This window comes from Halovibrio variabilis (assembly GCF_007991175.1).
GTDB lineage: Bacteria > Pseudomonadota > Gammaproteobacteria > Pseudomonadales > Halomonadaceae > Vreelandella > Vreelandella variabilis.
Genome location: NZ_BJXV01000010.1, coordinates 1 through 15393, shown reverse-complemented (window position 1 = coordinate 15393; position 15393 = coordinate 1). Strand labels below are relative to the sequence as shown.

The following is a 15393-nucleotide window of genomic DNA, read 5'->3' as shown; positions in this document are numbered from 1 at the left end:
ATAAAGCGTGTCTTGGTTTTCAACCAGGGCGCGCTTTATTGCGTTATACTAGCAGCCATTTTCAACGCCGCGCCCATTTTGACCCTGCTTCAAGAGACTTGCCATGTACAACCTCGCCCGCTCGATTTTCTTTCGCGTTGACCCAGAAAGGTCCCACGGTATGGCGCTGGGCGCGTTGGACACACTGCATCGTGTGGGCGGGGTGGCGCGGCTGTTTGGCCCGCCGGTGGATGATCCTGTTGAGCTGATGGGGCTGCGGTTTGTTAATCGAGTCGGCTTGGCCGCTGGGTTGGATAAAAACGCCGACCATCTGGATGCCCTGGGGGCGCTAGGTTTTGGCTTTGTCGAAGTGGGTACGGTGACGCCCAAGCCGCAGCCGGGCAACCCCAAGCCCCGGCTGTTTCGGTTAGCGCAGCATGAGGCGATCATTAACCGTTTTGGCTTTAACAACAAAGGCGTTGCGCACCTTGTCCAGCAGGTTAAGCATCGCCATTACGGCGGCATTGTGGGTATCAATATTGGCAAGAACCTTACCACCTCAGTGGAGCAGGCGCTGGATGACTACCTGATCTGTTTGGACGCGGTGCACCCCTATGCGGACTATATTGCCGTCAATGTCTCTTCGCCGAATACCCCAGGGCTGCGCAGCCTCCAGTTTGGTGAACAGCTGGATGCGCTGCTGGCGCCCATTCGGGCACGTGCCACCGAGCTAAATGCCAGCGGCGGGCGAGAAGTGCCCCTGTTAATTAAGATCGCCCCGGATATGAGCGCTGAAGAAGTAGCGCTCATGGCGGGAAGTATCGAGCGCAATGCCCTGGATGGCGTGATTGCCACCAACACCACAGTTTCCCGTGAGGCGGTGCAGGATGATCCACAGGCGGAGGAGGCCGGTGGGCTATCAGGCAAGCCGGTGTTTGAAGCGTCTAACCGGGTAATTCGCCAACTGCGTGAGCACTTGCCCACGCTGCCGATTATCGGCGTCGGCGGTATCGATAGCGGCGCTGCCGCCCAGGCCAAAATCGCCGCCGGGGCAGATTTAGTCCAGCTCTACTCAGGTCTGATTTATCAAGGCCCGGCGCTGGTAAGTGAATGTGCCCGCGCACTCAAGGGGTAGCCGCTGGGGCGCCAGCCGCTGGGGCGCCAGCCGCTGGGATGCCAGCCACTGGAACGCCAGCCGCTAAAAAGCCCACACTAAGGTGGGCTCACTTAAAATCTTTCTTTTTACAGCCTTGAAAAATAAAACGTTAGGCCGTGACTAAGGGATTTTTATGGATGCCGGAAATGCCAGTCATCCCATCCCATTGGTCGCCGCGACCTTCACGCCAACCGCTCATCCAGTATTCGCGTAAATTGATCTCTTGACTGGGACAATCATCACGAGAACGACCCAATACACCCGCTTTATAGCCGTGGACATAAGCCCGCTGGAAGCGATCACGTTTTTGCCGTTTCATTGGCTAACCTCTTTTCACGAAAGCCTTTAATAAGAAATAGAGAGTTATCGAAAACAACCCTATTCCGAGAGCTTGCTTCAAGAGCGAGATGCCGCATTGACCCAACTGTCTAGCACTCACGAGCTGAACGGGTCGGGCGGCAGTCTCTTACAAAAAATACTTACAAGCCAAAGGTCTGGTTTTGAACCGACCCTGACAAGAAACGCATGCGTTTTTCAGTAGCTACTCTCTTATTGTTAGACCATGATGGGGCTATCTGTCGACTACCAAATTGTCATAAAACGTAAACTCATTTGTTATATACAGGAATATCGCGCCGTTAAGCGCCGCTATTATCATGATCGAGTCGAACCAAAATACCGTTTTAAACCTGCTAGCCACCTGCCCTAAAGGCATAGAAGGCCTGCTCCACGATGAACTCATAGCGCTGGGGGCCACGCCGGGCAAAACCACGGTGGCGGGGGTATATTTCACCGCCAGCCAAGCGACCGCCTACCGCGTATGCCTGTGGTCGCGACTGGCCAACCGGATTATTTTAACCCTGGTGCGCGAGTCGATGATCGACACCGCCGAGCAGGTGCGTGACGTGGTCGCGCGGATCGCGTGGTCCCAGCACTTGGCGCCGGGTAATACGCTGGCGGTGGATTTTCACGGTCGCAGCGAACATATCCGCCATACCCGCTTTGGCGCGCAAACCGTTAAAGACGGCGTGGTCGATGCCCTCCAGCTGGCCGGGCAGGAACGCCCTAACGTTGATACCAAAACCCCGCATCTGCGTATCTACGCGCACCTGCACCGGATGAACTTAACCATCGGCCTGGACCTCTCTGGGGAGAGTTTGCATCGCCGGGGTTATCGCCGCGATGTAGGCCATGCACCGCTAAAAGAGAACCTAGCCGCGGCGCTATTGGTGCGTGCGGGCTGGCCCGAGCGCTTAAAAGCAGGGGAGCCGTTGATCGATCCGCTGTGTGGCGCGGGCACGCTGCTGATTGAAGCCGCCATGATGGCCGCCGACCAGGCGCCAAACCTGAACCGTGAGCGGTTCGGCTTTCACGGCTGGGCAGGGCACGATGACGAAGCGTGGCGGGAGCAGAAGCGTGAAGCCGAAGCACGCGCGTCGATCGGTAGAAAACGCTGCAAAGCCCAGCTATTAGGCTTCGACCAGAGCCCAGCGGCACTCACTGCGGCGAAAGCCAATGCCATGCGGGCAGGTATTCCCGCGTTGATTAGCCTACACGGGCAAAGTCTCGGTCAGCTTACCCGGCCGGAAACGCTCACCGCGGAAAGCGGCCTGCTGATTACCAACCCGCCTTACGGCGAGCGCCTGGGCGAATTGCCTGAGCTGGTGCGCCTTTATGCCCAGCTCGGTGAAAAAGCCAAAGCGCTGTTCCCCGGCTGGACCCTGGCGGTGTTCACCGGCAACCCAGATCTCGGCCACCGGCTGGGGATGCGCGCGCACAAGCAGTACGCGCTCAAAAATGGCGCCTTGGACGCCAAGCTGCTGCTTATGGAAATTGGTGGTGCCGAGCATTCGCCTGCGGCAAGCGATGTTGCGCCCGCACTGCCTGAGACCCAGGCAGAGGCCACGCCCAGTGAGGTGGCGAGCGAAGAGCAGGCTGCTCATAAAAACCAAGACAATGCCCAGATGTTTGCCAATCGGCTGATCAAAAATCAGAAGCGCTTGAAGAAATGGCTGAAACAGAGCGGCGAAACCAGCTATCGCGTCTATGACGCCGATATGCCCGAGTATGCCCTGGCGGTAGACCGCTACGGCGACCGCGTGCATGTTCAAGAGTACGCGGCGCCGAGTTCGATCAACCCGGCTCAGGCGCAGAAGCGCTTGTACGACGCCTTGGAAGTGATGCCCGAGGCACTCAACGTTGATGCCAGCAAGATCTATATCAAACGCCGAGAACGCCAAACCGGCAGCGCCCAGTACCAGAAACGCGCCGCCAGCGGGGAGCGTTTTGAAGTGCAGGAAGGCGATGCGCGGCTATGGGTCAATCTGCGCGACTACCTGGATACCGGACTGTTTCTTGACCACCGTCCGGTACGCCGTATGATCGCCGAAATGGCCAGCGGTAAGCGCTTTTTAAACCTGTTTTGTTACACGGCGACGGCGACGGTGCAAGCGGCATTAGGCGGCGCCAGTGACAGTGTCAGCGTGGATATGTCCAATACCTACCTGGAATGGGCCAAGGACAACTTTGCGCTGAATAAGCTCGACACGCGGCTGCATCGCGTGGTTCGCGACGACTGCTTCCGCTGGCTGGAAACCGCCAACGCCGAGTTTGACTTGATCTTTATGGATCCACCGACGTTTTCAAATTCCAAGAAAATGCGCGATACCCTCGACGTGCAGCGTGACCACCCGCGGCTTGTGGAGCTGGCCATGGCGCGCTTGGCACCCGGTGGCACCCTGGTGTTTTCTAATAACCAACGCCGCTTTAAACTCGATGAAGCGCTTAGCGAGCAATTTGCAGTAGAAGACATCACCGGGCGTAGCTTTGACCCTGATTTTCAGCGACGCACGAACTTGCACCATGTGTTTTTACTTCGCCATAAGGCGTTATAAGAGAGCTTCTGCATGATTCAGCTATCGCTATACACAACGATGGGTTGCCATCTGTGCAGCCAGTTAGAAGCACTGGTGGCCGCGCTGGCCAATCAAAAGGTGTGGCTACATCACATCGAAATTAGCGACGACGACGCCTTGGTTGAGCGCTACGGCGTGCGAATCCCGGTGCTGGTGGATAGTCGTGGCAATGAGCTTGATCGCGGTTTTGAACCGGAGCGATTAAGCGTCTGGCTGCGCGAACGCGGCTGGCTGGATGAGGTGGCTCTGGCGGCGTTGACAGCGCCGCCAGATACTACGCAGCCCAACAGTGCCCATGAGCGTAACGGGCGGCGTTTTCTGGGCTAATCCCTGGGCTGCAATGAGTGGCTAAAGCATATCCAGTAGCGAGAGTTGGCGCATGGCCTCCTGACCTTCTGGGGTATGGTCGGCCACTTCCAGCACTTTGCGAAAACCCCGCGAGGACTGGATAGTGGTTTCATCCTCAAGCCACATATGGGCTTGCTCCAGCGTATCGGCTAGCTGATGTTTCAGGCCGCCGAACTGAGTGCCGATTTGGCCCCAGGCACGGCTGAAAATCCAGTCACCAAACATATCCTGGTGAATATGAACCAACACATAGTCATGGTTGGTTTCCCAGCGTACGATCACAACATTCTCCTTAGATAGTCCTTAAAAGATAGCCTTGAAACACGCCTGCCCATCAAGCCGTCGCGGGCGTATTGTAAAGCCCGGATACCCAAACGCCTATGAAACTTGTCATCGACGCCAACATCCCCGCTGCTGATGCCTGCTTTAGCCATTTCGGTAAGCTCACCCGCGTGCCAGGGCGGGAGATCAACGCCGCCCATCTAAAGCATGCCGATGCGCTTATCGTGCGCTCGATTACCCAGGTCAACGATAAACTGCTTGCCGATAGCTCCGTGCGCTTTATTGGCACCTGCACCATCGGCACCGATCATATCGATCAGGCGGTGCTTGCCCAGCGCGATATAACGTTCGCCAGCGCCCCCGGTTGCAACGCCGAAGCGGTGGTGGATTACGTGTTGAGCAGTTTATTGACCCTGGCGGAGCGCGATGGCTGGGCGCTTGGCGAGCGGACCGTGGGCATTGTGGGGGTAGGCAATGTGGGTAGCCGACTGCAGGCACGGCTAACCGCCATGGGTGTGGCAACGCTTGCCTGTGACCCGCCCAGAGCGGAAGCGGCGCCTGGGCAGGCGTTTCACTCTTTGGACGCTCTGATCGAGCGCTGTGACGTGCTCTGCCTGCATATGCCACTGACCCGTGAAGGCCCGCACGCGACTTATCAGCTATTCAACGCTCAACGTATCGATGAACTAGCGCCGGGCAGCGTGTTGCTCAATGCCGGGCGCGGCGACTGTGTGGATGGGCTAGCCCTGCGTAGTCGTTTGGCGGGCAAGGGCGATATCAGTGCCGTGCTGGATGTGTGGGAAGAGGAGCCGGACATCGATGCGAGTTTACGCGACATGGTCTCCCTGGCAACGCCGCATATTGCCGGGCATAGCCTGGATGGCAAGCTACGTGGCACCTGGATGATTCAGCAGGCGCTGGCCCGTGACTGCGACCAACCAAGCGACCTAACCTTTGCCGATATTTGCCCATCGCCCGCGCTGGCATCGCTGCATTTGCAAGACGCACTACCGCCCGAAGATGCCCTGCGGCTCTGCATGCGCGCCGTGTACGACGTACGCCGCGACCACGATGCGTTACAGCGCCAAACCCAGCATCACGGCATGCGCAAAGGCTTTGATGACTACCGCGCCAACTACCCACTGCGGCGTGAATTCGCCACGCTCAATGTGCAGCTGTCAGGGGAGGCGGTGGCGCTAGAGGTCATACTGCGTGGGGCAGGGTTTGATGTAAGTAGTAACTAAACGATGGCTAGTGGTATTTTTGACGCTTTGATGCTCTAACGCTATAGTGCTAAGACGTTACTGGCTTTGGGCAATATCATGAGTGAGACATCGAAGCGTTCTACGGTTTATTTTGATCCTCAGTTACATGCGGCGTTGCGTTTGAAGGCCGCGCATACGCATCGTTCGTTATCAGATATCGTTAACGATGCTGTTCGGGCGGCATTGGCTGAAGATCAGGAGGACTTGGCGGCATTCGAGGAGCGGGTTTCCGAACCAACAATGAGCTATGAGGCGTTGCTGGACGATTTGAAGGCTCATGGCAAATTATAAGCTCGTCTTCAGGCAATCTGTCGCCAAAGATTTTCGGCCCATTCCCAACAAAGACGTTACCCGCATTCTTCAGCGCATAGAGGAATTGCAAGAAAATCCTCGCCCTGTCGGTAGTGAAAAGCTTTCAGGGCAAGAGCGCTATCGTGTCCGGCAGGGCGTTTATAGAATTATATATGAAGTGGCAGATGAACTTCTTATCGTGACTGTCGTTAAGGTTGGTCACCGAAAGCAAGTCTATAAGCGTAGCTGATTAGCCAGATGCTAGACGCACAGCATAATAAGACCCGCAGATGCGGGCCTTAAATGTAGGGAGTTGCTGAAACACTTACTGACGATAAGCGGCTTCTTTTAGCGCGCGGATACGCTCATCCAGCGGCGGGTGACTGGCAAACATTTTCTCCACCAGCGAGCGCGTTTGGCCTTTGGTGATGGCCATGGCACGCAGCGTATCGGGCATTTGATCGGGCATTTCAGTTTCGCTTTTTAAGCGCGCCAGCGCGCTGACCATGGCGTTAGTGCCCGCCAAGCGTGCACCCGCTTCATCGGCGCGGTATTCACGAAAGCGTGAGAACCAGGCGACAATAGCCGAGGCCAAAAGACCAAACACGATCTCAGCGACCATGACCACCGCAAAGTAGCCCATAAAGCCCAGGCCACCACCGCCTTCACTACGGCTGCGTAGGAAATTGTCGACCAAGTGCGCCACTACCCGGGCAAAGAACATCACAAAGGTGTTCACTACGCCTTGAATCAGCGCCAGGGTGACCATATCACCATTCGCCACGTGACCAATTTCGTGGGCCAGTACCGCGCGTACCTCTTCTGGTTGCATGCGGTTCAATAAGCCAGCTGAAACGGCCACCAGCGCATCGTCTTTGTTCCAGCCGGTGGCGAAAGCGTTGGACTGCTGGGCGGGGAATATGCCGACTTCCGGGGTTTTAATGCCGGCCTGGTGGGCGAGTTCGGCGACGGTATCCAGCAACCACTGCTCGGTGCTGTTGGAGGGCTTTTCGATAATCACCGCGCCGGTACTGCGCTTGGCCATCCATTTAGAAATCAACAGCGAGATGATGGAACCCGCCATGCCGAAGATAAAGCAGAAAATCAGCAGGCTGGTGAAGTTGATGCCCTGGCCACGTAGATAGCTCTCGACGCCTAGCAGGCGCAGGGTAATGCTGGCGACCAGCAAGACCGCTATGTTGGTGCCTAAAAACAGCAAAATTCGCATCATGGTGGGGGTTCTCCCTTAAGGTTGATCGAAGCGTTGCTAGAATAATGGCTTAGATACGTGCTGTTCATGGCAGTTTCAAGTCATAGCGATGTTTAAGTTACCCAGACTTACTGGCGATAGCGCGACAAGAAATTGGCAAAGCGGTCGAGTGCATCGCCCAGCTGATCTGCCCAGGGCAAGGTCACAATGCGCACATGATCGGGTTCCGGCCAGTTAAAGGCCGTCCCCTGAACCAGTAAGATTTTTTCCTGCAGCAGCAGATCCAGCACCAGCTGCTGGTCATCTTTGATATTAAACACCTTGGGGTCGAGCCGCGGAAACGCATAAAGCGCGCCTTTGGGCGTGACACAGGAAACACCGGGGATCGCATTCAGCTTCTCAACGGTGATATCGCGCTGGGCCAGTAGCCGCCCGCCGGGCAGGATTAAATCATTGATCGACTGATAGCCCCCCAGCGCGGTTTGAATCGCGTGCTGGGCAGGCACGTTGGCACATAAGCGCATCGAGGCGAGCATATTCAGCCCCTGGATATAGTCCTTGGCGTTTAGCTTGGCCAGGGTGCCGGAAATGGTCATCCAGCCAGAGCGGAAACCCGCACAGCGGTAGCTTTTGGAGAGACCGTTCATGGTAATCACCAACTGGTCATCATCCGCCAGCGCGCCGGTGGCGGTGTGCTCAATGCCGTCATACAGGATCTTGTCGTAGATCTCATCAGAGAACACCACCAGATGGTGCTGCTTGGCGATTGCCAGCACTTCTTTGACCACCGCGGGGGGATACACCGCACCGGTGGGGTTGTTGGGGTTGATCAACACAATGGCGCGGGTGTGGCTGGTGATCTTGGCGCGAATGTCCGCCATGTCGGGCGTCCAGTCGGCCTGCTCGTCGCACAGGTAGTGCACCGCGTGGCCGCCGGAAAGGTGAGCGGCCGCGGTCCAGAGCGGGTAGTCCGGGGCCGGAATCAGCACTTCGTCGCCGTCGTTGATCAACGCCTGCATGGCCATGACGATCAGCTCAGACACGCCGTTGCCGATGAAGATATCTTCAATACCCACCGCTGGAATCTGCTTGCGCTGGCACTCCTGCATAATCGCTTTGCGCGCGGAGTAGAGCCCTTTGGAGTCGCAGTAGCCCTGGGCGGTAGGCAGGTTACGCATCACATCCTGGAGGATCTCTTCCGGGGCTTCAAAGCCAAACGGCGCCGGGTTGCCAATGTTAAGCTTAAGAATCCGCTGGCCCTCTTCTTCCAGGCGCTTGGCGTGGTCGAGTACCGGGCCGCGAATGTCGTAGCAGACATTGTGCAGCTTGTGCGATTTCTTTAACGGCTGTGATTCCTGCGACTGCGGGGTGTCCATGAGGTGTTTGTCCAAAAGTGGCCCAAAAGTGTCCAGCGCGATAGTGCCTCCCACGACGCCCAACGGCGTAGGGGGGCTTTAAGCTATTATGCGTCGGAAAGTGCTTGATTGTCTTCGTCGTTTTGCATTGGCGGCGGCGGAATATCCGCGGGGGTTTCCAGCGTCAGTCGGCCCAGTTTGCCATCGCGCAGCTCGTGGAGCAGCACTTCTGCGCCACGATGCAGGTCCACGGCGCCGCCAGGGCGAAGACCGCCCCGGCGAGCGGCAATATCTTTCAAGATGGCATTGCCATCGAAGCCGGCAATGGCTAGAAAATCGGGTTTTTTCGGGCCATCCGCATCAATGTCATGGGGGATGTCCGGTGCGGCGTAAGGTGACAGCTCTTTGAGCTTGTAGCGGCTGGTGAGCGCTTCCGGGTAGCGCTTGGCTAGCTCTGCACTGGTAACAATCGCCACATCGGTGTATTCAATAGCGGTATCGCGGATGGCGCCGGTAGCCGCGAGGCGATAGGCGCTGGCCTGATCTTCAATTTTGGGCCATAGCACCCCAGGCGTGTCGGTAAGCGCCACACGCCCATCAATGCGCACCTTTTGCTGGCGCTTGGTTACCGCGGGCTCATTGCCGGTTTTGGCGATTTTGCGCCCGGCCAAGCCGTTAATCAGTGTGGATTTTCCGACATTCGGTATACCCATCACCATTACCCGTACATCCCGGTCGGCGCGCACGGCACCGGCCAGCTCATGGCACAGCTTGGGAATCTTCTTTAATTCACGGGTGTTGGTGGTGGTGACGGCCAAGGCGCGCATGTTTTCCTGGGCATCAAAAAAGGCCACCCATTCGGCCGTCCGCTCTGGATCAGCAAGATCCGCACGCGAAAGAATTTTCAGCACCGGCTTATGGCGGGTTAGCTCGGCCAGCATCGGGTTGGCGCTGGAGTAGGGTAGGCGCGCATCGAGTACCTCGATCACGACGTCGATCTCTGGCAGCACCTCCGCAATCTGGCGGCGGGCCTTGTTCATATGTCCTGGGAACCAGCCGAGCATGAGTCTCTCCTACAAGCACAAAAAAGCGGGCTGCTATTGTAGCACCCGCCTTGCTGGTTTTCCTTGAGAGGGTTTTAGCGGCGATTACTCGTCGGGGTGAAATTCCAGTGATACCGAGTTAATGCAGTAGCGCAAGCCGGTGGTCTCGGGTGGCCCATCGGGGAAGACGTGGCCTAGGTGTGCATCGCAGTGAGAGCAGACCACCTCGGTGCGCCGCATGCCGTGGGTAGTGTCGGTATGCTCTTCCACACAACGGGTGCCCAGCGGCCGATCAAAGCTTGGCCAGCCGCAGCCAGCGTCAAACTTATGCTCGTTCTCAAACAACGGCGCATTACAACACACGCAGTGGTAAATACCCTGCGCATCGCGCACCTGATAGTCGCCGGTGAAGGGGCGTTCGGTGCCTTTCTCGCGTGCCACCCGATACTGCTCGGGTGTTAACTGCTGTTGCCACTCGTCAGGGGATTTTTCGATTTTCGCCATGGGGTTCTCCTCTCCCTCTGGTTTGCCACTCTGCAGAGGCTTTATAAGCAGACTAGCTTATCACTTATGTAAGTGACAGCCAGTCACTTACACAAGTTCAGCCTGCTGAAAACGGCGTGGAGAGTGTTCACACGCTGGCCGCACCGCCGTTACTGCGCGGGTCGTGGGCACTTTCTATCAGCCCATCCGGATGATGCACGATGCCGCCCGCATGGCCCATGGTGTCGCTAAACGCCTCGGGCAGCACTTCCACATCGTGGCCCGCTGTAGCCAGGGCGTTGACTAGGGCTTCGTCAAAACGGTTCTCCAGTTTCAGATTGGTACTGGTGTCACCCCAGGTGCGGCCCAGTAGCCAGCGTGGTGAGGTGATCGCCTGCTGCAGAGGCATACCGTGCAACGCATAGCGTGAGAACACCGCCGCCTGGGTTTGCGGCTGGCCTTCGCCGCCCATGGTGCCGTAGACCATGGTGCGGCCATCGTTAAACTTGGCCAGCGCCGGGTTTAAGGTGTGGAAGGGTTTGCGGCCAGGGGCTAAGGCGCGCAGGTCGTCGGGGTTAAGCGAAAAGCTGATGCCACGGTTTTGCCACAGCACGCCACTTTCCGACAGCACCACGCCGCTGCCAAACTCCCAATAGATACTCTGAATAAAGCTCACCGAACGGCCTTCGCTGTCCACGGTGCCCATCCAGATGGTATCCCCAGGGGCGGGTTCGTGGGGCCAGGGCAGGGCGTGCTGGGGGTCAATGCGCGCCGCCTCCAAGCCGATATTCTCTGCGCTGAGTAAGCCCTGCAGCGGTGTCGGCACGCGGCCGGGGTCGGTGACGTTTTGGTCGCGCAGAATGAAAGCCCGCTTGGTCGCTTCAATTACCCCGTGCAAGTGATCAAAGCCGTTTGGCTCGGCGGCTTTTAAGCGCTCGTAGATGCCCAAAATCATTAATGAGGCCATGCCCTGAGTGGGCGCGGGCAGGTTATACAGCGTGGCATCTTGCAGCGTTACTTCCAATGGCGTGACTTGTTGGGCACGGTAGGCGTGAAAGTCTGCCAGACGCAGTGGGCTACCCACTGCTTCTAAATCCCGCGCCATACTGGCGGCCAGCTCACCGCGGTAAAAGTCATCTAACCCCGCTTCCGCCAAGCGTTTAAAGGTGGCGGCCAAGCGCGGCTGGCGCAGTCGTTCGCCTTCACGGGGCACCTTGCCGTTGAGCAGCAGGGCCTCACTAAAGCCAGGGCTTTGAGACAGGCGCTCAAGGTGTTTGGCGGTGAGCGCTTCCTGGCTTTGCGTAACGGCGACACCCGCTTCGGCATGATGAATGGCATCGGCCAGTAGCGTTGTTAGGGGCAGTGACTTGCCCCAATGGGCGGCAACATTTAGCGCCTCCTGCCAGCCGCCAATAGTGCCGGCCATGGTCAAGGCGGCTTTAGGGCCGCGCTCGGGGATCTGCAATTCACCGGCGTAGAAATGCGCGTCGGCTAATCCTGCTGCCGGGCCGCAGGCGTCAATGGCAATGGGCGCTTTGCCCGGCTCATGGATTAACCAGAAGCCATCGCCGCCCAAAGCGTTCATATGCGGGTAAACCACCGCAATGGCAGCGGCAGCGGCGACCATTGCCTCAACTGCATTGCCACCCTGTTTCAGCACGTCGCGCCCGGCGCTGGCGGCTAGGTGATGAGGGGCGACACAGCTGCCGCCGTAACTACGTTGGGTGTGCAGCATAATGCGTATCCTTTATGTTTAAGTGATTGTTATTAAAATCTTTGATGCGGCGTTGCTACCAGCCAATCGCTTTGGGCAGCCAGGTCGCAATGCTGGGAAAGACAAACACCAGCGCCACGGCGACAAACTGTAAACCGATAAAGGGTAGCGCACCTTTGTAAATATCCAGCGTGGTAACGCCTTTGGGGGCGACGCCTTTAAGGAAAAACAGCGCCCAGCCAAATGGCGGGGTGAGAAACGAGGTTTGCAGTACCAGGCCGACCAGAATGCCCAACCACACCATATCGACGCCCATCTGGACAAAGAACGGCAAAAACAACGGTAGGGCAATATAGCTGATCTCAATCCACTCCAGGAAGAAGCCCAGTACAAACATCAGCAGTAGCATAAACAGCATGGCGCCCAACTCACCACCGGGTACCCAGTCAAACATACGGGCAACCAAGTGCTCGCCGCCCAAGCCGCGAAACGCCAGGCCAAACACCTGCGCGCTGATTAAGATAAAGAACACCATCGCCGAGATCACCAGCGTGCCTTTGGCAACTTCTTTAAGTAGCCCAAAGGTTAGCCGCCCAGAGCAGGCGACAAATACCAGTGACCCGAGCGCGCCCATGGAGGCGGCCTCGGTAGGGGCGGCAATGCCACCAATAATCGAACCTAATACGGCAAATACCAAGCCCACCGGCGGGCCCACCACGGTGATCACTTTACCTATGAGCTGGCGCCGGCTCATGGCTGCCCGCTCCTCAGCGGGAATTGGCGGCATTAGGTTAGGGTTGAGCTTGGCGACCACCAGGATGGCGATCACATACACCGCCGCCAGCGTTAGCCCCGGCACCATGGCGGCAGCGAACATCGTACCGACCGATTCACCGAGAATTTCCGCGAGCAGAATCAGCACCAAGCTAGGCGGAATAATCTGCCCCAAGGTGCCGGACGCGCAAATCATGCCGGTGGCCAGGGTTTTAGGGTAGCCGCGGCGAAGCAGCGTCGGCAGCGTGAGTAATCCAAGGGTGACGATAGTGGCGCCAACAATGCCCGTGGCGGCGCCTAACAGCACCCCGACTAAGATAATTGCCACGCCCATGCCGCCCGACAGGCCACCGAACAGGTGGCCGATCACATCAATCAACTCTTCAGCCAGTTTCGACTTCTCCAGCATCACTCCCATAAACACAAACAGTGGAATGGCCATGAAGGTGTAATTGGTAATCACGCCGTAAATACGCGACGGCAGTAGATTAAACAGCATCGGGCCAAAGCCGATATAGCCAAAAAAGAAAGCCGTGGCCGCGATGCTGATACCCACCGGAATGCCAATTAGCAAGAACACGAAAAAAGCCACGATCATGCCGATCGCTAGCCATTCATTGGGAGACATGTGTTATTCACCTCGTGTGGGCAGGGCGAAAATATGACGCAGCGCGTGGGCCAGCCCTTGTAGTGCGAGAAGGACAAAACCAAATGGAATCAGCGATTTGAGTAGCCAGCGTAGGGGCAGGCCGCCGGGGTTCGGCGACGCTTCACCACGGACGAACGACTGGGCAATCCAGGGCAGCGTCAGCCAGGCGATATACAGCCCCATGACCAGCAGCAATAGCCCGCCGATGACTTCAATCACCCGTTGCACACCGGCTGGAAAGCGCTCGTAAAAAACGTCCACGCGCACCTGCTCGCCCATCAGCAGTAGATACGACATACCGAATAGGGCGATGGGCGAGATCAAGTGCCACTGGAGCTCCTGTAGCCAGACCGCGCCAATTCGAAACACGTAGCGCAACAGCACGTCGCCGGCGACTAATCCAACCAGTACCACGCAGGTCCAGGCAGCGATCAAGCCAAATAGCCGGACCACTGCCTCGACTCCGTGGACAAACGTTGCCACGGCGCGCATATCAGACTCCAATAATGTCATTTAGCCACGCGCGTTCACTGGCACCCGCCCAGAGGTCGTGATTGGCTTTAAACGCCATGTAGCTGTCGTGCACTTTGCGCACGAGTGGGTCGGCATCGGCTTCGGTTGAAAGCGTGTCCATAGTGGCTTCGCGGAGCGCCGCGATGACCGGCTCGGGTAGCATGCTGGCGGAAACCCCTTCGTTCTCTACCAGATCCGTTAGTGCCTCACCGTTGACGGCTTCAGACCAGGTCACACTTTCCAGGCAGGCGGCCATACAGGCGCTCTTGACAATCATCTGCAGGTCTTCGGGCAGGCTATCCCAATGGGACTTGGAAATCAGCAGCTCGCCGGTGGTAGCCGGTTCGTGCCAGCCAGTGGTGTGGTAGAACTTGGCAGCGTTATGCAGACCCATGCGGCGGTCCTGGAAGGGACCGACAAACTCGGCTGCGTCAATCACGCCACGCTCCAGTGCCGGGAAAATTTCACCACCGGGCAGTACGCGGGCATCGACACCCAGCGAGGAGTAGACTTGGCCTGCTAAGCCGGGAACGCGCATGCGCAGGCCGTTAAGCTGGCTAATATCCTCGATTGGTTCGCGGAACCAGCCGGTCATCTGCACGCCGGTGTTGTTCAGCGGGAAGGCCACCATGCCGTACGGCTCATACACTTCGTGCCAAAGCTCCAAACCACCGCCGTGATAAAGCCACGCCATATGGCCCATAAAGCTCATTCCAAAGGGCACCGTGGTGAAATACTGAGCGGCGAACGTAGTGCCCGACCAGAAGTAGCTATTAGCGGCGTTCATTTCGATGGTGCCGCTTTGAACGGCCTCGAAGCCTTCAAAGGCTGGGATCAGCTCACCGGACGCGTAGTGTTGAATGTTAAGGCGCCCGCCGGACATGGCGTTGATTTTGGCAATCACATCAGTGGGGCTGCCAGGGCCTTCCACGTAGAAGGGCGAGCCGGGTGGGTAGGCGTTGGTCATACGCCAGTTAAAGCTTTCTGAGGATTGTGCGCGGGCGATCGAAGGGGCGCCCAGCACTAGGCCAGCAGTGGAGGAGACTGCAGCTGTGGTAAGAAACTTGCGGCGGGATAAGGACATCGCACACCTCATTAATGGGGAATGGGTCAGCAAAGGAACATAATGAGGTAGCAAGGGGTGTGCCAAGAAAATCGATTTTATTATAAATAAAAGATTTTTAAGGATTTTGTAGGTTGCCAATGGCAAGGCTAAGTACAGGAAAAATAACCGCTTGCACCGTTATGGCGCCTCCTGAGTGCACAAGGCACCCTCAGTGTGCGTTCTGCCAGGGTAGGAACTGCTTTTCAGGGGCAGGCGGTTGAAAGTGGGGCAGTTAGCCAAGTGATGGCGGAGTGCTTGACAGCACAACAAGCGCTGAGTAACATACGCGCCACCTCGACGAGGCAATGCAA

The 15393-nt window shown here is 57.4% G+C and carries 16 protein-coding genes; 6 read left to right on the top strand and 10 right to left on the bottom strand.

The genetic code is table 11. From position 1 onward, the window contains the following. The first annotated feature begins 103 nt into the window (after positions 1-103). A complete protein-coding gene (locus tag HVA01_RS09460; RefSeq protein WP_146875074.1) occupies positions 104-1114 on the top strand; it encodes a quinone-dependent dihydroorotate dehydrogenase in 1011 nt (336 codons plus the stop codon). A 130-nt stretch (positions 1115-1244) separates the two neighbouring features. Here HVA01_RS09460 and rmf read toward each other — a convergent pair whose 3' ends face one another. Next, complete coding sequence (gene rmf / locus HVA01_RS09455; protein ID WP_146875073.1) at positions 1245-1454, bottom strand: ribosome modulation factor; 210 nt, start codon at positions 1452-1454, stop codon at positions 1245-1247. A gap of 337 nt (positions 1455-1791) precedes the next feature. Between rmf and rlmKL the strand changes: the two genes are divergently transcribed. Both rlmKL and HVA01_RS09445 read left to right on the top strand, forming a co-directional pair. Next, a complete protein-coding gene (rlmKL, locus tag HVA01_RS09450; protein ID WP_146875072.1) occupies positions 1792-4029 on the top strand; it encodes a bifunctional 23S rRNA (guanine(2069)-N(7))-methyltransferase RlmK/23S rRNA (guanine(2445)-N(2))-methyltransferase RlmL in 2238 nt (745 codons plus the stop codon). A 12-nt stretch (positions 4030-4041) separates the two neighbouring features. Next, the gene (locus HVA01_RS09445) at positions 4042-4377 is read left to right on the top strand and encodes a glutaredoxin family protein (RefSeq protein ID WP_146875071.1); all 336 of its coding nucleotides are present in this window, start codon (positions 4042-4044) and stop codon (positions 4375-4377) included. Positions 4378-4398: 21 nt separating this feature from the next. On the opposite strand, the gene HVA01_RS09440 is transcribed toward HVA01_RS09445, so the two are convergent. Continuing rightward, complete coding sequence (locus tag HVA01_RS09440; protein ID WP_146875070.1) at positions 4399-4680, bottom strand: hypothetical protein; 282 nt, start codon at positions 4678-4680, stop codon at positions 4399-4401. A gap of 98 nt (positions 4681-4778) precedes the next feature. Between HVA01_RS09440 and pdxB the strand changes: the two genes are divergently transcribed. From pdxB to HVA01_RS17850, 3 genes are all read left to right on the top strand, one after another. Continuing rightward, positions 4779-5924 carry a 4-phosphoerythronate dehydrogenase PdxB gene (gene pdxB / locus HVA01_RS09435; RefSeq protein ID WP_146875069.1) on the top strand — a complete coding sequence of 382 codons (1146 nt, stop codon included), beginning with the start codon at positions 4779-4781 and terminating at the stop codon, positions 5922-5924. A gap of 78 nt (positions 5925-6002) precedes the next feature. After that, complete coding sequence (locus tag HVA01_RS09430) at positions 6003-6236, top strand: RH3 domain-containing protein (RefSeq protein ID WP_146875068.1); 234 nt, start codon at positions 6003-6005, stop codon at positions 6234-6236. Next, the gene (locus HVA01_RS17850) at positions 6223-6486 is read left to right on the top strand and encodes a type II toxin-antitoxin system RelE family toxin (RefSeq protein WP_146875067.1); all 264 of its coding nucleotides are present in this window, start codon (positions 6223-6225) and stop codon (positions 6484-6486) included. The genes HVA01_RS09430 and HVA01_RS17850 overlap by 14 nt, the downstream gene beginning before the upstream one ends. A gap of 75 nt (positions 6487-6561) precedes the next feature. Here the strand turns inward: HVA01_RS17850 and htpX are convergent, their stop codons facing one another. The 8 genes from htpX to HVA01_RS09385 all read right to left on the bottom strand — a co-directional run bounded on the left by htpX (position 6562) and on the right by HVA01_RS09385 (position 15061). Then, positions 6562-7467: a protease HtpX gene (htpX, locus tag HVA01_RS09420; protein ID WP_146875066.1), complete on the bottom strand. Its 906-nt coding sequence runs from the start codon at positions 7465-7467 to the stop codon at positions 6562-6564. 107 nt (positions 7468-7574) lie between these two features. Continuing rightward, positions 7575-8822, bottom strand: coding sequence for a pyridoxal phosphate-dependent aminotransferase (locus HVA01_RS09415; RefSeq protein WP_146875065.1), 1248 nt, complete (start codon positions 8820-8822; stop codon positions 7575-7577). Between the two features lie 86 nt (positions 8823-8908). Further along, positions 8909-9865 (bottom strand): ribosome biogenesis GTPase YlqF, encoded by a 957-nt coding sequence (gene ylqF / locus HVA01_RS09410; RefSeq protein ID WP_146875064.1) that lies wholly within the window; start codon positions 9863-9865, stop codon positions 8909-8911. An 84-nt stretch (positions 9866-9949) separates the two neighbouring features. Next, a complete protein-coding gene (gene msrB / locus HVA01_RS09405) occupies positions 9950-10348 on the bottom strand; it encodes a peptide-methionine (R)-S-oxide reductase MsrB (protein WP_146875063.1) in 399 nt (132 codons plus the stop codon). Between the two features lie 127 nt (positions 10349-10475). Further along, positions 10476-12062: a gamma-glutamyltransferase family protein gene (locus HVA01_RS09400; RefSeq protein ID WP_146875062.1), complete on the bottom strand. Its 1587-nt coding sequence runs from the start codon at positions 12060-12062 to the stop codon at positions 10476-10478. A gap of 55 nt (positions 12063-12117) precedes the next feature. Continuing rightward, entirely contained in the window at positions 12118-13443 is a 1326-nt protein-coding gene (locus HVA01_RS09395) for a TRAP transporter large permease (RefSeq protein WP_146875061.1), read from the bottom strand. Positions 13444-13446: 3 nt separating this feature from the next. Next, on the bottom strand, positions 13447-13977 hold the full coding sequence (locus HVA01_RS09390) for a TRAP transporter small permease subunit (RefSeq protein WP_246129570.1): 531 nt from the start codon (positions 13975-13977) through the stop codon (positions 13447-13449). Continuing rightward, complete coding sequence (locus HVA01_RS09385; RefSeq protein WP_146875060.1) at positions 13958-15061, bottom strand: TRAP transporter substrate-binding protein; 1104 nt, start codon at positions 15059-15061, stop codon at positions 13958-13960. Before HVA01_RS09385 ends, HVA01_RS09390 begins: the two co-directional genes overlap by 20 nt. Between the last annotated feature and the right edge of the window lie 332 nt (positions 15062-15393).